This window comes from Bacillus thuringiensis, from assembly GCF_001182785.1.
Lineage (GTDB): Bacteria > Bacillota > Bacilli > Bacillales > Bacillaceae_G > Bacillus_A > Bacillus_A thuringiensis_S.
On record NZ_CP012102.1, the window covers coordinates 30649 to 49350 of the forward strand.

Below are 18702 nucleotides of genomic sequence, written 5' to 3' on the forward strand. Positions count from 1 at the left end.
CGTGGTATCAGGCAATTCCACGCGAACAAAAAACAAAAAGGCATCTCTAATTCCTGAATATCCTGTAGATCCACAAGACTTCTAGGTTTAGAGATGCCCGTTATAGATCTTTTGACTACAAAAAATACAATTCTAGCACTTACTAGTTGAATTTTAGTCAAATAATAGATAAAATGGGTATATCAAAGAAGCCTCGTGAAAAGGCATAGTTGTTTAAGGTTAGTGGTGGTACACTACTTAAACGTTAACACTGCAGGTTAATACAGTTAATTTCTAGTCAAGTGGTGGTACACTTGCTAGAGCTAGTCATTCCCGCTAAAGGTTGGTAGCCGTTAGCATATGGGAGTGGCTTTTTGTTTTATGTTCATATTCAATTGTTTTTAATTTTGCTCGTTTGATCTTCATTTATGTAAAATATCAAATTATGTTTTGTTTTGTAAAATGATGCTTGTTGTGTACTACGTTACAACAAGCTTTATCCTTTGTAAACTTCTGTATTACGAACTTTTTTCAAAATATCCCTATTTCCCTATTTCCCTTTTTCTATTTATAGATATAGGGATATTTCCCCTTTTCCCTATATCTATATTTCCCTATTTTCATTATTTTTTCGTCCACTAACTTCTCTACGAAATTACATATTTATTTCTTAACTATCTCTACTTCATACATCAAAATAATCTTTTGATACCAACGTTTTTCTTATTAATTACTAACTCTATGATTCTATTGCATATACCGTACATCATTGTTATAATTTCTTTAGAGATATAGAAATATCCCTATTTCTATAGTTAGAAATATCCCTATTTCCCTATTTCTATTTTTCCCTATTTCTATAAAGGGATATAGGGAAATTTCAAAAAAATATAACTGGAGTGTTAAAAATGGCTATTACAATTACGGTAGGTAATTACAAAGGTGGAGTCGGTAAAACCACAAATGCTGTATTGAACTCTTATGAATTTGCTAAAAAGGGTAAGCGTACATTACTCGTTGACCTTGATCCACAAAGTAACGCAACAAAATCTCTGATGTTAACAAAATCCATTCTTAACCCTGATGACATTGTTACAGTAGAAAGAACATTAATGAAGGGAATACAAGAGGGCAGTTTAGACGGCTTAGAAGTAGAGATTGTGGAGAATTTATACTTAATTCCTTCTTACGTTGATTTTCAAGACTTCGCAAAATTTCTTTATAAAAATTGTTCTTCGGAAGCGGAAGAAGATCATTACTTTAAAGGGTTGCTAGAAAAAATAAAAAATAAATATGACTACATATTTATCGATGTTCCTCCAATGTCGCTAGAAGTTACGAAAAACGCCGTTGTAGCTTCTGATTATGTTCTAATTGCTCTACAAACGCAAGAACGTTCTCTTACTGGTGCAGAAAACTACGTAAATGAACTTATCAAGTTAAAAGAACTATATGACCTTGATATTGAAGTAGTTGGTATTCTTCCTGTCCTATTAAAAAACAATGGTAAGGTTGACGAATATATCATGGAAAATGCTCGTGAAATTTTCGGTGAAGAGAACCTATTCAAAAACATTGTCCCTCAAATGGAACGTATTAAAAGATTTGATGTGAATGGTATTACTGAAAAAGATAGACATGATATGAATGTAATTGAACTATACGAAAAGATTAGTGATGAATTATTATCTCGTATTGATATGTTTGAAAAAATGAAGGTTGGTGTGTAAAATGGCAAGAGCTCCTGGTTTGTTAGGTAGAAAGAAAAGTAACTTTGAACCTACTGAGCCTTATGTACCAGAACAAGGACAAGCTGTAGTTGAAAATAACGAGGTACCTGCTGCTCCCTCTCAACCTAAGACAGAAGAAAAACAAGAAACTCGAAAAGAAAAACGAAACGAAAAAGCTGAATCAAAAAAGAAATTTAAAAATCAGCAAGGTAGTATTAAAATTTCTAATCAATCAAAAGAAGAACTTGAAGTATTAATGAAACTTACAAACACAAAATTTACTTATGAAATCATCGACTTACTTATAGATCGTTATGTAGAAAACGAGCTAACACCTGAGCAGAAAAGGAAGTTTAAGCTTTTAACAGAGGTGTAAAAAAATATAGAAATATCCCTATTTCTAAATAGGGATATTTCTATATTATCACTTTTTCTATATATAACCCAAAGATCGTTTTAACTGTTTGAGATAAAATACTAAATAAGAGTGTTCAATTTGGATAAAAAATACTTGATAACTGTAACGTCTATTCAAGAAGATTCTAAACCACAGAAAATATATAAAAGTATCGCCTGAAACAATTAATAAAATAAAAACCATTTGCACAATGAAAGACATGAAATATTAGATTACTACATTTTTAATAAATTGAATGCACATGAGCAGAACATCCTAAATGACATAGTGTCTGATAAAAAATAAGCCCTATTTATTTTTTATGTCTATTTTTAGTACAGTCGTAAAAATTTAAAAGAAAAGCTTCCATGTCAAAGGAATGAGAATTAAATGACTGATAAATATAAACCAAGAATATTTTGTATTTTTTTTAAAATTTACGGAACCGTTGAAAATAACATTTGAAATCCAAGCTCCCAAAATTGTGACTACTACAGAAAAAATATACCAGGTCACATTAAACCAATCATGTGAAACTGTTGGATCATCTGTAGCCATAACAAGGATAAATAAAATAGGATAAGCAGCTATATAAACTAGAAGATAAGAAAAAAAATACAAAATATATTTTGCTACTAATTTTCCTTCCATAAACTCGACTCCTTATGTAAATCTTATAATTTAAGAAAATATTATCAAACTTCCACCACAGCTTTTTCTTCTTCCTTGAAGCAGCAACTTCATCCCGAAATTTCTGCATTAATCTCTTCATTTCCTGCATCTCCTGTAGTGTCTTCATAAGCGTTTCATCTCAAGCTTCCACTCGCTTTAACTTCCTCGTTACTCTGCTTTTCCTGCTCATTCAATCAATTTTCCATCGCAATATACCTTGAATCATTTCTTGCGCCATAACGCCATACTGTTGCTGGAGTTGCTATTGAATGTGGAATGGGATTAGATTCGTTCCTTGGGATTCCTCTGTCTCCGTATTTGGATTGGTAATTTTAAATCGTTGCGTAATCATTTTCACTTCCTATTTCAGTTTCATAGCAGCATGCTTGCTGAGTTCAATTAATTTTTCAATCACCATAGCGTCATGCTCTGTGGATTGGTGTCTACCACAATTATCCTTCTTTAAAGCGAATCCCTCGCGCAGCAATACTTCCATACTAGCAGAATAAACAATTTCGTCCGCCATAGCGTTGCACATCTCCTAGTGACAGTATTCCATGATGACTAGGAGATTCTTACAAATAAAAAAAGGACCTGTACAGGCCTTCTCAACTCAACTATATACTTTCTTAATCAATCGTCAAATATAATAACAAGCCTATACAAAAGAAAGATGCTAAATTATCAGAAATAACTTTTTTCATTTTAGTTTCCTCCATACTCTTGTATGCTTCCATTTTTTACTATAACAATATTTTATATCGCTTTAGCGATTTTAACAAGCATTTCATAAACAACGTCATCATTTGAAATACGATATGGCCGTCCCAGTCCTTGATATGGAACTTAATCCTCGTGCCTGGCCACCTAACCATACTCAACAGCTCTCCGCATAGCGCTACAACGGATACATTTAGATAAATTTATACTGCATTTTAATCTCATCTAAATTGCAATTAAAAATTCAATTCTATAGAACGGAGCGATTATTTATGCCTAAACGCGGCGACGAGTTCTGCTGTAATAATTGTGGTAGATTCTGTATTTTCGATCTAGACGATGATGAATTTACATCAAATTTATCCCATAATATAAGCGTGTACTTTGGTTACACTAGTCCATTTGACAATGAAAAGGTGGAATTTACCCTTTGCGAATTATGCCTATTCGAATTTTGGAGAGAGTGTAAACATAAACCCTCCTCCGAATATCATAAGAATATTGTTGAAGGTTATGACGCTGCCCGTTCAACTAAACATCCTTATCATGAGAACCTTTTTATAGAAACATACAAAAACTTAGAAAACGTAAAGAAAAAGTAATTCAATTTTGAATAGACTGCCTCTCTAAGGTCGGGTTAAGGTATGTGTTGTAATAAAATTTTTAGAGTTGTATGGATTACAAAAAGACGCATTTAGATTGATGCGTCTTTTCGCGCTGTTTCAAGATAAGCATATAAATAATGTTAAACAAAATCGAATTAATTTCTTGTTTTTAAACATGTAATACCTCTCAAAATTCATTGGATATTCTTAACTTCAGTTCATTATATACAAAAATCCTTATATCTTATTTTAACAAAAATACCCAAATTTATACAATATGCACATTTGCATGCCTTATTAATTTCCATGAAGGTTAAGAAATTCCTACAAATAAAAAAGCCCCAATTATGGCTTTTTTATTCTATGTTGCAATTCCTGGTCATAACCTGTTATCCTTGTAACTCTTCCCATCTTCAACCGTATAACTGGGTGTCCTGTTTAGTTAGGGAAGAGTTGCTATATTTTTATCGCAAGACTCTCCATGAAATTACTAATTGAAGAAGCTTGAAAGATGCGTAAATTAGAAGAACTAATCTCATAATGCTTATCAGTAATAATAAGGATTGACGGAAAGAATTTAGATCCTTTAGGCTGCCATAATTCGTTATGCCATTCCTGACTGTGAAAGTATAATTCATACCTGTTGATTTTATCTTGCATAACTTTTTTACTGTAAACTGACTTCTGTACCTCAATGAAAAATGGAGATCTGCGCCATATTGTGAATGCATCAGGTTCCATATAATCCTTGCCATACTTTGGCTCAACTTTAAATAGCTTTGGGTTTTCATAATGAATGAGTTGCTTGTATACGTCCACAATACCGAGAAAGTGGGGAATCTTTTGGCTAGTTTTCCGAAGTGTGCTAGGTTGAGGAAAATACATGTAGGGTTGCTGCGAAATATTTGCATCCACATGGCCATCTCTTCTTAATCGTTTCATTACCGTATTACAACAAGTAACTGCATTCTTTAATCCTTGAAAATGCAAATCTATAATATCATCACGGGACATGCATCTAAATCGTTTCAAATCGTTCAAAATGATTTTATCTCTACTCATCATAATCTAACACCCCAAATAATGGATTCTCTTTTTGTGATGGATTCTGAAGACTCATATCCTCTTTCGGAACGCGGTAAGGTTCAACAATTTGTTTCGCTTTGCTTAATTCTAAGTAAGGAGCTTGCACTTTCTTTAATCCATTTAACTTTACTATCATTTGTCCAGATTGCTTCAAGTGTTCGGAACCCGGTGTACCCATGATATTACTGTTAATCGTACTATCACATTTAAATCCCATCCTTACCGTCATATTCAGTTTTAATTTACCGTCTAACACTTTCGCATCTGGCCTCTGCATACTGAGTATCAGAAAGACTCCAAGCGCCCTACCGACTGCTGATATTTTTTCAACTGTATTCATACACTCTTTTTCATCTTGCAACATTGCTACCTCGTCAATAGCAAGTAAGATATATGGTTTCTGATTATCAGTATTTAAATTGTTGTATTCATCAATGTGATCCACTTCATACTCTTCCATCAACTTTCTACGTTCGCGTATTTCCTTCCACACTTTCTGAAGCATAATCTTTATTTCGATTTCTTCCATACAAACCTCTTTTACGTGCTTTATTCCTTTGAGAAAATGAAACTCAGAGTTCTTCAGATCCCCAAGGTACAAATGTAATTTATCAGGGGACATGTATTGAATGAGTGTGGACAGCACAACACGTACCATACTACTTTTACCACTTCCTGTTTCTCCTGCAATTAGTAGATGTGGTGTATGTGAATCAAGCATGTCATATACAATCATGTTTCCTAATTGATCCCGTCCTACCACAACAGGAAGACTATGTTGTTTTAGTAATGGCTGCCATTTCTTATAACTGTAATTGTATAGCTTCAGTCCCGCATCGGAATGAAATACATTCAGTACAAATCGTTTAATATCACCTTCAATCGTAACATTACGTCCTAATATTTGTTGAAAGCAAAACCATTTCTTTTCAATGTTCTTCGGATCCAAACCGTTTGGAATAGTAAATATATATCTAACACTTTCTTGTGTGGACGATATGTTATGTATCTGTGGGAAAATAGACACTTTCCCGCCCCTTGTTTGATGATCTACATATAAACCTGCTTTTCCAAATACCTCTATAAGCTGATTCTTTAAATTTTGTTTATGAAACCAGTCCTTTACAAATCCCATATCCTTCCTCCTTAAAACATCATTACAATTCGGATAAATACGTAACCGATAAAACAAACTCCACTTATTCTCATTCCGTGATACATTCCATCGCTTACAAGTTTAGCTGCTGCAATGTGATCATTCTTTACAAGATGCTTCTCTAATATTGCTCCTCCAATTGTGGTTACTCCTAAAGCTCCTAATAAAATAAACGTAGTTAACATATAAAACCCCCCTCTATAAACAGAATTATAAACGCTGATGGTACATGGGTTTATCGGCTAAAAACCTTGGTAGTGTTACTTTGATAGCTAACTTGATAACTACTTTGATAGTACAAATACTAGTTACCTTGATAAAGCATATGGTATACAGCTTGTACAATTTCTTACTTTTTTTCCTGAGTTTAAAAAAATGAGAAATTGTACAAGCTGTGGATGAGGTGATAAACGTGTTCGGATTGGGGAAAAATCGCACAAAATTTGGTCGCTATTTAGATTCAAATGAAATAGCACAAATCGAATTAGAACGAACATCAAAATTAAGTACAGGTACTGTTTCTAAACTGTGTAACGATAAAAAATATAGACCGAAATTTTCAACGATAACTCAAATCGTTAAGGGATTAAAAAAGCTAGGGAAAAATATAGATGAACATGATTTTTGGATGTAGCTTCGCTTAAACAAGTGAGGCTATTTTTAATTTTTTTGAAAAAACCTCTTCATAAAAGAACATACATTCGTACTCAATAAGAACTAACGTTCTGTTATTTAAGGGGTATAACGGTGTATGACAATTCAATATTGCCGAATCGAATTGTTTTATGTGTAGATCTTCGTAGCTTTTATGCTTCAGCCAGCTGCATCAAAATGGGATTAGATCCACTTCACACAAAATTAGCTGTCGTTGAAGATGTGAATAGAAATGGATCAATTGTGTTGGCTACGACTTCTGAGCTGAAAAAATTGTGAAATTGGAGCAATATAATGTATCTAACATAGAACACTTTTCACCTCATGTCTTAAATGACTTGTTATTCTGGAGCAATAATTTTGTTTCTGGTGCAAAAATAAAGTAAAAGAGAATAAAGCATATATATTCCTAACGGAATCGTATCTTATGCTACAAGTCCAAACAATTGATGGACGAATTCTTTCTGATTTTGGATAATCTGTTCTTTTTTAATCATATGCATGGGTTCTACTTCAGAAAGAATGGATATAGTTGTGTCAAAAGATTTGAGCCCTAGCATAGAACGGATACGCTTCTTTATAAAACGATGATCTTGTTCTACTATATTATTCAAGTACTTTTGTTGTCTAAGTTGCATACCATCAGGTGTGCTTTTTTCTTTTTTCAACTGTTCAATTGCTATAGGATAAGCCGGATTCTTATCGACTGTTATCACACGTTGCTTTGAAACATGAAAAGACCGCAAAGCTTTCTTGAAAAAGCGCTTTGCAGCCTTTTGGTCTCTTGTTTTGCTTAGACAAAAATCGATTGTGTTTCCTTTCGAATCAACAGCACGGTACAGGTACATCCATTGCCCTGTAACTTTTATATATGTTTCATCAACTCTCCAAGAGTCATTGGTTTGCTTGAGGTGACGACGAATTCGTTTGTCCAATTCAGGGCCATACTGATAAACCCAACGCATAATCGTAGTATGAGAAATAGATAAACCCCGTTCCTTCATCATTTCCACCAAATCACGAAAACTGAGGTTATACCGTAGGTACCATCTTACCGTTAACAAAATTAAATCAGGCTGATAATGCTTCCATTTAAACAAATTTTCCTTTTTCATACTGATCACACACCTTTTCTAGAGTAGTAATATCAGTATGTCCAAGTTTTATAGATTTTTTGCACTAGAACTAGAAATTTTATCTTCTATTAGAATATTAATTTTTAAAAATATAAAATATCAGAAAAATCTTTTTAAAGTATAGACATATGAAGAATTATAGATATATAATAAGTGTCAGATGCAATTGATTGGAATATATTGTGACATATTATAGTTAATTAGTTAATTAGTTAATAAAAGGATATTTATTTTTATCAATTAAGTTCAGAGTAGTGTAATTCTATACTTTAAAACAAAAGCAATAAAAAACTATGCGCTATATACAATAACTAAAAAACATTATAGGACGGAGATTTAAAATGAATTTTTCGTTATGTGAACAAGAAAAAGAAGTTGCTATTCTTATTGCACAAGGTTATACAGACGTTGAAATCGCTCACAATTTGTATGTTAGTAGAAGAAGGGTAGGGGTTATTATTGCATCAATTAAGTCTAAATGTAAAATATCTTCTCGAGTTAAGATAGGGATTCTTGCCTATCACTTAGGATGGTTACATTTTGAAGAAATTATAAGGGATGATAATTAATTATGCGAAAAAAAGTGCCTTATATTGAACAGATGGAGCACAGTGAATGTGGCTTAGCTTGTCTGGGTATGATACTAGGTTACCATGGGTATCATGTAACGTTATCTGAATTACGAAATAAATTTGGAACATCTAAAAAGGGCACATCTCTTTATCATTTGTTGGAGATGGGGGATTCAACTCATCTGAAAGGAAAAGTTTATAAAGCAGATTCCGATGCATTAAATAAAATTCCATGCCCTGCAATTATCTTTTGGGAAAATAAGCATTATGTTGTTCTTGAGCAAATAGAAGAAAAATATATTTCCATTGTTGATCCTCTTAACGGGAGACGGAAAATTAGTATAGAAGAGTTTAGTAATTCTTATTCCGGGTATGTTCTCAAGTTTGAGCCAGATGAAAATTTTGTTACAAAAGAGAAGAAACTAAAACTTAACTTTCTTGTAAAACATATACTAATGCATAGGAAAATACTTATAAGTATTCTACTCGTATCCTTTTTATTGCAAGGAATTGGATTAGTCATTCCTAAATTAACGCAATGGGTTGTTGATAAGGTCATTGTACCTCAGAATACAGAATACATAACCATCATGGGACTAAGTGTGCTCGGTCTATTTTTGTTTCACCAAACATTCTCTATTCTTCGTGGATATTTAATAACTAGGCTTCAAACATTAATGGATTCTTCACTTATGTCAGCTTTTATCTCTAAATTATTTAGTCTTCAATACTCATTTTTTGAAGCAAGAACAAGTGGAGAACTTATATATCGAGCTAATTCAAATGTAATTATTAGACAAATTCTTTCTTCTCGCGCAATTTCTCTAATCATTGACATGATTTTGATTGTTGGATACGCAATAATGATGTTCTATCTACAGTGGAGATTAGGGTTGTTAGTAGTACTACTCTGCAGCATTATTACTGGTATCACATTATTAAGTACCCGTTTGATTAAGAAATTATCAGATCAAAACCTTACTGTGCAAACAAAAACACAGAGTTATTTAACAGAGAGTATTCATGGGATTTGTGATGTAAAGGTTCTAGGTGCTGAAAAAAAGGTTTTTAATCACTGGCATCAGTTATTTCATAATCAGTTGAAAACTTCTCAAAAACAAAATTTTCTTTCTACTACTCTAGAGTCCTTTAGTGCTGGAATACAATTTATTACTCCCCTTATTTTACTTTGGATTGGTTCAATATTTATACTAAAAGGGGAATTTACAATAGGTGAACTACTTGGTTTTTCGGCACTTGCTACATCATTTATGGTTCCTATCGTTTCTATGGGAACCACTTATTCTCAACTTTTATTTTTAGGAGCATACATACAGCGCTTACAAGATGTGATGGACAGTGAATCAGAAAGTATAGATGGTCATAAATTTGAGGATTTTCAAGGTAAAATTGAATTCAAAGATGTTTCATTTAAATATGATTATTTTGGAAATGAAATTCTTTCTGAAATCAATTTAACTATTGAACCGGGAGAAAAAGTTGCCATAGTTGGACCATCGGGTTCAGGGAAAAGCTCATTGGCAAAATTACTGTTAGGGCTGTATTCACCCACTAACGGTCACGTCAGCATTGATGGGAGATTACTTGAGACATTGAATTTGCACGCTTTACGTAGTCAAATGGGAGCTGTTTTACAAGAAACTAGATTGTCTCATGGAAGTATAATAGAAAATATTCAAATTTTAGATAAGCAAATCCCTCAAGAAAAAGTAGTACGAGCATCTAAGCTCGCAGACATTTATGAAGAAATCCTTAAGCAACCTATGGGCTACTATACAATGATATCTGAGGGTGGCAGTAATTTTTCAGGTGGTCAAAAACAACGGCTTCTTTTAGCTCGTGCTTTAGTCAATGAACCAAAAATATTAATTCTAGACGAGGCGACTTCAGCCTTAGATAATCTTTCTGAATCACGCGTTCAGCAGAATTTACGAACATTAAACTGTACTCAAATCATCATTGCCCATCGATTATCTACAGTCATAGATGCAGACCGTATTGTTGTTTTAAAGGATGGGAAAATTCAAGAAATGGGAAATCATCAAGAGTTGTTAAAAAAAGAAGGCATTTATCATCAACTATACACTATTCAAGAGGAGAATCGAAATGAAGAAGTGGCAATTTAAATTATGCAATATAACTTTAATTTTTACTACTATTATCCTTTTTACATTTACTTTCAATAAGTCTAGTAATGCACAGACTGAACATGACCAATTAATTATGTTTACTGACTCAAAAATTTCGAATGAAGTAAATCAATTTCTTGAGAAAAAATATCCGGATTTGAAGAAAACTGTAATTCCTGAAATTGCAGTGGTTAAACTGGAAGAAACCAACAACAAACAGTATTCGAAAGCAATCAGTGAAATTAAGGGGAAATTTCATAATGAAATTGAATCTATTGGACCAGAGAGTAAAATTATTAATCCAAAAGAGAGTAGCTTAAACGCTATTATTTCTAAGGAGGAAATTGTTCCTTCTTCTACCCAAAATATAGAAGAAAAGGCAAAACTTTATGAAGTATTGGGTTGGGATATAAAAAAAATTACTGAAGATGGAAAAAGTTTTAAAAAGCAAAAAGGAAATCATAATGTAAAAATAGCTCTAATTGATAGTGGTATTGACTTCAATCATCCAGATTTAAAAGATAATATTATTTCTAAAGGAAAGTCATTTGTTCCCAATATAGATAATACTGATGATAACATGGGGCATGGTACTATGGCAGCTGGCTCTATAGCAGCTAACGGAAATATGCTAGGCGTTGGTCCTAATTTAGGAATTATTCCTTATAAAGTTATGGATAATTGGCAAGATGGGGCTGAATCAGCTTGGGTCACACAAGCAATTATTGCAGCTGCAAATGATGGAGTAGACGTTATTAATTTAAGCTTAGGTACTTACAAATCATTAAATAAACCAGAAGATCAAGTTGTCATAGAATCATATAAACGTGCTGTCAAGTATGCTCATAAGCGTGGAGTTATTGTTGTGGCTAGTGCAGGCAATGAAAGTTTGGATAATACTAATCCAGCTCTTATAGCAGAAAAACGAGGTTTTTCCGGTGATATGCAAGTGCACCTTCCAGGTGGTGGGGTTCCATCCTTACTTACTGTTTCAGCTACTGATAAAGATGATTTACTGTCATCTTATTCAAACTATGGTGGGATTTCTGTAGCCGCTCCTGCTGGAGATTATGGTCCAGAGTGGGCTACTCAGCAAAAGTTAGATCCTTTTTCTATGACATTAACTACTTATCCAACTAATTTACCACAACCGCCGATAAGTAAAGCTTTAAACTTACCTGAAGGTTATGTATTGATGGCAGGAACTAGTGTTGCAGCACCAAAAGTATCTGGAGCAGTTGGGGTTCTTATCGCTGAGCAACAAAAGAGTGGACGAAAGCCTCTAACATTAGCTAAGCTAGAAAAAATATTGAAAAATAGTTCAACAGATTTAGGAGCATATGGAAAAGATCCTAAATATGGATATGGCTTAATAAATGTTAATAAAGCTTTAGAATTTATCAAATAAGGATTATTTTTAGGCTTCTAATAATGAAAAAGCATAGATATACTAGGGTCTTTTCCGATAATTTTCTTAAAAGACCTTATATTCTTTTAAGGGTTCTGGTGCAAAACTCCAAAACGCTTGTAAGTAACCTCCTAAACTTGGACATGCTGATACTAGTACTCTAACAAAGGATGTGATTGATATGGAAAAGCAAAATCTATTCAAGTGGAAACATTATCAATCGGATATTATTTTATTAACCGTAAGATGGTACCTACGGTACAACCTTAGTTTTCGTGATTTAGTCGAAATGATGGAAGAACGTGGGCTATCCCTTGTTCATACAACTATCACGCGATGGGTTCATCAATATGGTCCCGAATTAGATAAGCGAATACGACGTCATCTCAAGTCAACCAATGATTCTTGGCGAGTCGATGAGACGTATGTGAAAGTCAAAGGTCAATGGATGTACCTATATCGTGCTGTTGATTCGAAAGGAAACACAATCGATTTTTCTCTAAGCAAAACAAGAGACCAAAAGGCTGCAAAGCGCTTTTTCAAGAAAGCTTTGCGGTCTTTTCATGTTTCAAAGCCACGTGCGATAACAGTCGATAAGAATCCGGCTTATTCTATAGCAATTGAACAGTTGAAAAAAGAAAAAAGCATACCTGATGGTATGCAACTTAGACAACAAAAGTACTTGAATAATGTAGTAGAACAAGATCATCGCTTTATAAAGAAGCATATCCGTTCTATGCTAGGACTCAAATCTTTTGACACAGCTATATCTATTCTTTCTGGAGTAAAAGCCATGCATATGATTAAAACAGTTGTGGATAATGAAGTCTCTATCTCCTGTTGCAATAATGTATCTTTAATATAAGGTAAATATAAGAGACGACTTAAACCAATCCCAGAAGATCCATGACACCATGCTGCATAAAAATTTAGAAACAGCAATACCAGTCGCAATGCCTGAACCAACAGGAATAATCACGCACTTATGGTGGTGGAGTAGTTTCAGGTTGAACATCTCCACCACTATAAGTGCGTGATAATTCATCTTTAGAAACTTCAACTAGTTTAGCCCCTGCTAGATGATTTTCTTTAATCGAATTTTATTTTCAAATTAGCAATTCCAATATGATACTGTATGAGCGACCCAGAGTCCACCTGCAACGGCTCCACCAACCGCACAGGCAGGACTAGTTTCAGGTTGAACATCTCCACCGCCATAAGTGCGTGATAATTCATCTTTAGAAACTTCAACTAGTTTAGCCCCTGCTGGATGATTTTCTGCTAATTCTTCAATAATTTGATTACGATTCATAGTAAAATTCCTCCTTTAATGTTAAATACAACTAATATGTTATAGTAGAAATACTATTTTTCACAGTTCGCAAATTTGTATTTTTTTGAATTACACAATAATTAATTGTGTAATCTTTAAATAAGTTATGTTCATATGAACATAACTTATTTAATTCCTTACGATGAATTTCAAGTAGGGAGTATCCATATAATAAATAAGAATTAAGTAAAAGGATTACATACTACAAGTAACACTTTATAAGTGGATTAAAAAGTAGTTTGATTACAACGATGTAGGAAAAAGAAATAAAGTTAGAAGATCTAAACTGCATGACAAAAGAGCTATCTTACTTAAACTTGGAGAGTGAAATCTTAAAAATTGTATACAAAAATTCAGGAAAACGCACAAGTCTGTTCCAATATTTAAAAAATGCAAATCTTACCTATTAAAATCAACTGTAAAATAATTCGTGTTATTTTACATATTTTATATGAATATTAATCTTAATCTTGTATTAAAAGCATTACCGTATATAGTAACTAAAGAATGTATTAGACTAGGTACTGCTTTCTCATAAAAAATTTTATAAAACCAGTTCCTTTCAGTCGGTTCTGGTGCAAAAAATCTATAAAACTTGGACATACTGATATTACTACTCTAGAAAAGGTGTGTGATAAGTATGAAAAAGGAAAATTTGTTTAAATGGAAGCATTATCAGCCTGATTTAATTTTGTTAACGGTAAGATGGTACTTACGGTATAACCTCAGTTTTCGTGATTTGGTGGAAATGATGAAGGAACGGGGGTTATCTATTTCTCATACCACGATTATGTGTTGGGTTCATCAGTATAGCCCTGAATTGGACAAACGAATTCGTCGTCATCTCAAGTCAACCAATGATTCTTGGCGAGTCGATGAGACGTATGTGAAAGTCAAAGGTCAATGGATGTACCTATATCGTGCTGTTGATTCGAAAGGAAACACAATCGATTTTTCTCTAAGCAAAACAAGAGACCAAAAGGCTACAAAGCGCTTTTTCAAGAAAGCTTTGCGGTCTTTTCATGTTTCAAAGCCACGTGCGATAACAGTCGATAAGAATCCAGCTTATTCTATAGCAATTGAACCGTTGAAAAAAGAAAAAAGCATACCTGATGGTATGCAACTTAGACAACAAAAGTACTTGAACAATGTAGTAGAACAAGATCATCGCTTTATAAAGAAGCATATCCGTTCTATGCTAGGACTCAAATCTTTTGACACAGCTATATCTATTCTTTCTGGAGTAAAAGGCATGCATATGATTAAAAAAGAACAGATTAATTTACGGAACCAGTCTATCCAACATGAAATGAAGTTTATTCATCAACTATTCGGAATGGCTGCATAAGAATAGATTCCATTAGGAATCTATATACCTCTTTCAAATAAATATAAATCTTTGCATCAGAACCATAATAAAGGGGGTTAAATGTAGTAATAAAACCCATAAAAAATAGGTGTATCAAGCAAAGTGTTGATACACCTTAAAACTGCATTGTTAAACAACATGTGTCGTCATCTAGTATATCTTTAATTATTTTAGATTCAGTATTACATATTATATGTGCTGTTTTCCAAATTAATTAATTAATTAATTAATTAATGTTTAATTGGTTTTTCCAAAGTCAAAACAGATGGAACTTGATTCGGTTGAGCTAAACGTAATAATTGATAGCCAATACCAGATAACCCTAGTAGTAAACCAGGAACTTCAATATGACAACCAACACCAGTTTTATATTTTCCTGCTTCTTGTTTTTCTTTAATTACATTCATAGCTACCGCATGAGCCATTCTATTCCATTCTGGTCGTTCGAGTGTACTACCTGCCATATGGAACAATTCTGAATTACCTAAGTCACCATGACAGAGAGAATGACAGCGTCCCATTCCAATTTCAACAGTTGTGGATAATGAAGTCTCTATCTCCTGTTGCAATAATGCATCTTTAATATAAGGTAAATATAAGAGACGACTTAAACCAATCCCAGAAGATCCATGACACCATGCTGCAGAAAATTCACTCGATTTATGGTGTGAATTTCTTAAATCTGCCCAATTACAATTTTGTGAATCATATAAAGAACGATCATATCGAATGGCCTCTAATGCTGTTTCAAAATATTCTTGTTTAGGGGTTAGCTCGTGCAAACGTAACAATGACCAAGCGATACCACTTGTTCCGTGTGAGAAACCTCCTAGCATGGATTGACTGGAAGGATCTAACCAACCAACTCCTTTTTCTGTAACCACTTTATTTTTAAGTAAGTGATCGCCGTAGTTTTGAGCAATTTGAAGTGCTTGTTCACTATTGAATTGCTCATAAATATTTAAGAGAACTTGGATAATTCCAGCACTTCCACCCAGTAAATCATAAAATTTATCATTATCTACATTTTTACCAATGTTGTTTATCGTATTTTCAATATATAAATTCCAATCTTTATTTTCTCCATACAAGGCATCAAAATGGGAAAGAGCATATAATTTTGATGCTTGCCCATGAAAGGCACTAGCAAATGCTTTTTCATGAATAGGCTGTTGTAAAATGGATTCCATTGTTTGCAGTGCCAATGTATTAAATTCTTTCTCACCTGAAACCTTACCTAAATAGGATAGGAACATTGCAATTCCACTTAAGCCATTATATATTCCTCTATCTAAAGCTGCAACTTGCCATTGGCCGTGATAGTTAATTCCAAGACCAATCCAAGTAGCATCATTATAGGAACCGTGAATAGCTTGCTCCAATAATTTATATCCAATATTTTTTGCTTCTTCTACAAATAATTCTGTGTTTACCTCTTTCAAATCTTCCTGAAGATAGTTAGCCTCTTTAACAATAATTTTTTCTCCTACGTTACTAACAAGCGAAGCTTCAATCCATTTCGACTGCTCTTCAATATTCTCTAATGTAAGATTTTTAATACGTTCAACTGATATGTCATAGCTTGGTTTTTCAAAATAATTAGGTATTTTCTCGCCTGAGCTAGCAAATAGATCTCTACTACCAGGTTTTGTTGTGAAAATTGGAATATCTCCATTAAATATGTCTTTTTTCTCAAAAGGAATTTGACGTGTATCTAATACAGTGAACCAGAGTCGATCCAATAATTTTTCAAGTTCTACACAATCTCTCATATAGTCTGGATGTTGTGTTTCCAAAATGAAATTTCCATAATATTGAGTAGGTCGTACTACAATTCGAATGTCAATATCTTTAAACTTGGCTAAAGGTCCATTTTCACTAAGAAGTTCGGATTTATTGTCTAAGATAATTTGAGTAACATGCTTAAATCCTTCAATAATCAAATCCACATGCTCTACCGCTTCTACCGGTTTCCCATTTAACTTTGGAACATTATTGGTATTTATATCTATGTTTACTTTTTTACGTACAAAACGCATTTCATCTGTGCCTTCATTCTCAGGTCTTAATAGAGGTATAGGCAATTCTTGTTCTTTTGCACTAACCCCACTAATATCAATACCATAACCATCTACAGTTTTAAAATATAAGTGCGGAAGTAAAGCTGTACCAAGAACAGAGTCTACAATCTTATATTTTGCTCTTACTTCAGCTGTATCTTGAATATTTAATAGAGGTGGATGATGAAAAATAGTTTCCAAATCTATTAATGTCGGAAATTCGCCATGGGCCACTATATTTTCATGGTGAAAATCAGTACCATTTAAAGCATGTAAAATAGCTAAATATCCACCTAAACGTTTATAATAGTTTTCACTTTGTTCCTGTGTCTCACACTCTTTATGTTGAATACATTCCTCCCAAGCATATTGATGACGATTTAAAATCTTATATCCTTTTAGATGTGGCGTAAATCCTTTTTCATTTATCCAATCTAATAATTCATGAAAAAGAATTGATACAGTTAAAGGCTTTGGTTTGTATAATATTTCTTTATTTTGTGCAAATTTAAATCTCATTACAGATCGACCTTGCTGGTGGGAATCGCCCAACCCCGCACTTATAGATTTGAGAGGCGAATCATCTACGTTTAAAGATTGATTAATTTGTTCCCAGTCCTCTTCAAAACGAGTTAATGCTTCAGTTACTGCCGTTACATAATAACCTGTACGTATCATTAAAATTCTAGAAAGAACAGGGTATTCTTTGTATATGAATTCTAGAGCATTAACATCCAGTAACTTAGTTTTTACAAAAGATTCAAATCTCTCTTCGGGCGTATCTCCCGTTAATTCCTTTAATTGTTTTGCGATATATAGTTCTAATGTAATAGTTCTGGCACCTATTTTAGTTAACCCGTCAACTAAGTTATAAATAACGGAAGATAGTAATTCATCCCAATCTACTTTTTGCGAAAGGAAAGGATGCTCTTGATAAAATTGATTTAATTTACTTTTTGCCCACAGAATAAAGGGACGAAAAGCTAAACTTATATCTAATTGATCTGACGCTTTTAATTCTTGTTCCCGATTAATATTAAAAGCCTCATCTATCCAATTCATCCATAAAGGGTGTTGATTTTTATTTAGCTTATTTTTTTGTAACCATTCTTCATTTTCAGATGCTTTTAGTGCTTTAATAAATAGCTTTTCATCTAATTGCTCCATTTGGATTCTCTTGTCCAGTGAATCATCATTTAATAAAGTCATCTCTTTCCATTTATTCCGGTAAACGTGGAATTCTTCTTCAGTTAGACTAACTTTATCAATCTCATCGATTCGTTGAATTCTCTCTTTTATAGATAAAGATTTAAACAACGCGGTCGAAATATAGGATAATGGCTTCATGTTAGTATTTAGATTCAATTTACTCGACTCTCCATTTCAACATATTGTTTTTTTAGTAACAAAACATTATAAAAACACCATAGTGTAAATTATATAATTTACACTATGGTGTTTTTGTTACTCTAATATTATTTGACAAGTATTAGCAGGAAAATTTAGAAACAGCAATACCAGTCGCAATGCCTGAACCAACAGGAATAATCACAGGCGAAAGGTGGAGTAGTTTCAGGTTGAACATCTCCACCACCATAAGTGCGTACTAACTCATCTTTAGGAACCTCTACTATTTTAGCCCCTGCTGGATGATTTTCTTTAATCGAATTTTATT

General features: G+C 33.2%; 17 protein-coding genes and 5 pseudogenes. 10 read left to right on the forward strand and 12 right to left on the reverse strand.

Annotation, left to right across the window (positions count from 1 at the left end):
- Positions 1-887: 887 nt before the first annotated feature.
- The 3 genes and pseudogenes from AC241_RS31215 to AC241_RS35575 all read left to right on the forward strand — a co-directional run bounded on the left by AC241_RS31215 (position 888) and on the right by AC241_RS35575 (position 2412).
- On the forward strand, positions 888-1709 hold the full coding sequence (locus AC241_RS31215; RefSeq protein ID WP_013450092.1) for a ParA family protein: 822 nt from the start codon (positions 888-890) through the stop codon (positions 1707-1709).
- Position 1710: 1 nt separating this feature from the next.
- Positions 1711-2085 (forward strand): DUF5388 domain-containing protein, encoded by a 375-nt coding sequence (locus AC241_RS31220; RefSeq protein ID WP_013450093.1) that lies wholly within the window; start codon positions 1711-1713, stop codon positions 2083-2085.
- A gap of 120 nt (positions 2086-2205) precedes the next feature.
- Positions 2206-2412: pseudogene (locus tag AC241_RS35575) on the forward strand (hypothetical protein).
- Positions 2413-2457: 45 nt separating this feature from the next.
- Here AC241_RS35575 and AC241_RS31225 read toward each other — a convergent pair.
- The 6 genes and pseudogenes from AC241_RS31225 to AC241_RS31250 all read right to left on the reverse strand — a co-directional run bounded on the left by AC241_RS31225 (position 2458) and on the right by AC241_RS31250 (position 6530).
- Entirely contained in the window at positions 2458-2757 is a 300-nt protein-coding gene (locus AC241_RS31225) for a hypothetical protein (protein WP_050845625.1), read from the reverse strand.
- 46 nt (positions 2758-2803) lie between these two features.
- Positions 2804-3304, reverse strand: a pseudogene (locus tag AC241_RS31230) (DUF3967 domain-containing protein); the annotation flags it as partial.
- 919 nt (positions 3305-4223) lie between these two features.
- Positions 4224-4301: pseudogene (locus AC241_RS36125) on the reverse strand (DUF3937 family protein); the annotation flags it as partial.
- Between the two features lie 258 nt (positions 4302-4559).
- Entirely contained in the window at positions 4560-5168 is a 609-nt protein-coding gene (locus tag AC241_RS31240) for a replication-relaxation family protein (protein WP_050845627.1), read from the reverse strand.
- Complete coding sequence (locus AC241_RS31245) at positions 5158-6324, reverse strand: FtsK/SpoIIIE domain-containing protein (RefSeq protein WP_050845628.1); 1167 nt, start codon at positions 6322-6324, stop codon at positions 5158-5160. Before AC241_RS31245 ends, AC241_RS31240 begins: the two co-directional genes overlap by 11 nt.
- Positions 6325-6335: 11 nt before the next feature.
- On the reverse strand, positions 6336-6530 hold the full coding sequence (locus AC241_RS31250; RefSeq protein WP_050845629.1) for a hypothetical protein: 195 nt from the start codon (positions 6528-6530) through the stop codon (positions 6336-6338).
- 227 nt (positions 6531-6757) lie between these two features.
- Between AC241_RS31250 and AC241_RS31255 the strand changes: the two genes are divergently transcribed.
- On the forward strand, positions 6758-6979 hold the full coding sequence (locus AC241_RS31255; RefSeq protein WP_050845630.1) for a helix-turn-helix domain-containing protein: 222 nt from the start codon (positions 6758-6760) through the stop codon (positions 6977-6979).
- Between the two features lie 113 nt (positions 6980-7092).
- Positions 7093-7275, forward strand: a pseudogene (locus AC241_RS31260) (DNA repair protein); the annotation flags it as partial.
- A 149-nt stretch (positions 7276-7424) separates the two neighbouring features.
- Here the strand turns inward: AC241_RS31260 and AC241_RS31265 are convergent.
- On the reverse strand, positions 7425-8114 hold the full coding sequence (locus AC241_RS31265; RefSeq protein WP_050845631.1) for an IS6 family transposase: 690 nt from the start codon (positions 8112-8114) through the stop codon (positions 7425-7427).
- Between the two features lie 362 nt (positions 8115-8476).
- On the opposite strand from AC241_RS31265, the gene AC241_RS31270 reads away from it, so the two are divergent.
- The 4 genes from AC241_RS31270 (at position 8477) to AC241_RS31285 (ending at position 13130) form a co-directional block, all read left to right on the forward strand.
- Entirely contained in the window at positions 8477-8704 is a 228-nt protein-coding gene (locus tag AC241_RS31270; RefSeq protein WP_013450103.1) for a response regulator transcription factor, read from the forward strand.
- 2 nt (positions 8705-8706) lie between these two features.
- Positions 8707-10854: a peptidase domain-containing ABC transporter gene (locus AC241_RS31275; RefSeq protein WP_050845632.1), complete on the forward strand. Its 2148-nt coding sequence runs from the start codon at positions 8707-8709 to the stop codon at positions 10852-10854.
- Positions 10835-12265, forward strand: a complete 1431-nt coding sequence (locus AC241_RS31280; RefSeq protein ID WP_050845633.1) for a S8 family serine peptidase — start codon at positions 10835-10837, stop codon at positions 12263-12265. The genes AC241_RS31275 and AC241_RS31280 overlap by 20 nt, the downstream gene beginning before the upstream one ends.
- A gap of 181 nt (positions 12266-12446) precedes the next feature.
- Positions 12447-13130 (forward strand): IS6 family transposase, encoded by a 684-nt coding sequence (locus AC241_RS31285; protein ID WP_050845634.1) that lies wholly within the window; start codon positions 12447-12449, stop codon positions 13128-13130.
- On the opposite strand, the pseudogene AC241_RS36105 reads toward AC241_RS31285, so the two are convergent.
- The 3 genes and pseudogenes from AC241_RS36105 to AC241_RS31295 all read right to left on the reverse strand — a co-directional run.
- Positions 13127-13231, reverse strand: a pseudogene (locus AC241_RS36105) (hypothetical protein); the annotation flags it as partial. The gene AC241_RS31285 and the pseudogene AC241_RS36105 overlap by 4 nt on opposite strands.
- 17 nt (positions 13232-13248) lie before the next feature.
- Positions 13249-13359 (reverse strand): mersacidin family lantibiotic, encoded by a 111-nt coding sequence (locus tag AC241_RS36130; RefSeq protein WP_080990964.1) that lies wholly within the window; start codon positions 13357-13359, stop codon positions 13249-13251.
- A gap of 17 nt (positions 13360-13376) precedes the next feature.
- Entirely contained in the window at positions 13377-13577 is a 201-nt protein-coding gene (locus tag AC241_RS31295; RefSeq protein ID WP_013450107.1) for a mersacidin family lantibiotic, read from the reverse strand.
- Positions 13578-14238: 661 nt separating this feature from the next.
- Here AC241_RS31295 and AC241_RS31300 point away from each other — a divergent pair.
- Entirely contained in the window at positions 14239-14946 is a 708-nt protein-coding gene (locus AC241_RS31300; RefSeq protein ID WP_050845636.1) for an IS6 family transposase, read from the forward strand.
- A gap of 251 nt (positions 14947-15197) precedes the next feature.
- On the opposite strand, the gene AC241_RS31305 is transcribed toward AC241_RS31300, so the two are convergent.
- Both AC241_RS31305 and AC241_RS36135 read right to left on the reverse strand, forming a co-directional pair.
- The gene (locus tag AC241_RS31305) at positions 15198-18374 is read right to left on the reverse strand and encodes a type 2 lanthipeptide synthetase LanM family protein (protein WP_230690656.1); all 3177 of its coding nucleotides are present in this window, start codon (positions 18372-18374) and stop codon (positions 15198-15200) included.
- A gap of 155 nt (positions 18375-18529) precedes the next feature.
- Positions 18530-18691, reverse strand: coding sequence for a mersacidin family lantibiotic (locus tag AC241_RS36135; protein ID WP_155417096.1), 162 nt, complete (start codon positions 18689-18691; stop codon positions 18530-18532).
- Positions 18692-18702: the final 11 nt, after the last annotated feature.

What these genes read in the sequence shown, in the direction of transcription:
- AC241_RS31265 (WP_050845631.1), bottom strand. Translation starts at nt 8,114, where the DNA reads ATGAAAAAGGAAAATTTGTTTAAATGGAAGCATTATCAGCCTGATTTA.
- AC241_RS31220 (WP_013450093.1), top strand. Translation starts at nt 1,711, where the DNA reads ATGGCAAGAGCTCCTGGTTTGTTAGGTAGAAAGAAAAGTAACTTTGAA.
- AC241_RS31280 (WP_050845633.1), top strand. Translation starts at nt 10,835, where the DNA reads ATGAAGAAGTGGCAATTTAAATTATGCAATATAACTTTAATTTTTACT.
- AC241_RS31295 (WP_013450107.1), bottom strand. Translation starts at nt 13,577, where the DNA reads ATGAATCGTAATCAAATTATTGAAGAATTAGCAGAAAATCATCCAGCA.
- AC241_RS31225 (WP_050845625.1), bottom strand. Translation starts at nt 2,757, where the DNA reads ATGGAAGGAAAATTAGTAGCAAAATATATTTTGTATTTTTTTTCTTAT.
- AC241_RS31300 (WP_050845636.1), top strand. Translation starts at nt 14,239, where the DNA reads ATGAAAAAGGAAAATTTGTTTAAATGGAAGCATTATCAGCCTGATTTA.
- AC241_RS31245 (WP_050845628.1), bottom strand. Translation starts at nt 6,324, where the DNA reads ATGGGATTTGTAAAGGACTGGTTTCATAAACAAAATTTAAAGAATCAG.
- AC241_RS31270 (WP_013450103.1), top strand. Translation starts at nt 8,477, where the DNA reads ATGAATTTTTCGTTATGTGAACAAGAAAAAGAAGTTGCTATTCTTATT.
- AC241_RS31285 (WP_050845634.1), top strand. Translation starts at nt 12,447, where the DNA reads ATGGAAAAGCAAAATCTATTCAAGTGGAAACATTATCAATCGGATATT.
- AC241_RS31250 (WP_050845629.1), bottom strand. Translation starts at nt 6,530, where the DNA reads ATGTTAACTACGTTTATTTTATTAGGAGCTTTAGGAGTAACCACAATT.
- AC241_RS31275 (WP_050845632.1), top strand. Translation starts at nt 8,707, where the DNA reads ATGCGAAAAAAAGTGCCTTATATTGAACAGATGGAGCACAGTGAATGT.
- AC241_RS31305 (WP_230690656.1), bottom strand. Translation starts at nt 18,374, where the DNA reads ATGAAGCCATTATCCTATATTTCGACCGCGTTGTTTAAATCTTTATCT.
- AC241_RS31240 (WP_050845627.1), bottom strand. Translation starts at nt 5,168, where the DNA reads ATGATGAGTAGAGATAAAATCATTTTGAACGATTTGAAACGATTTAGA.
- AC241_RS31215 (WP_013450092.1), top strand. Translation starts at nt 888, where the DNA reads ATGGCTATTACAATTACGGTAGGTAATTACAAAGGTGGAGTCGGTAAA.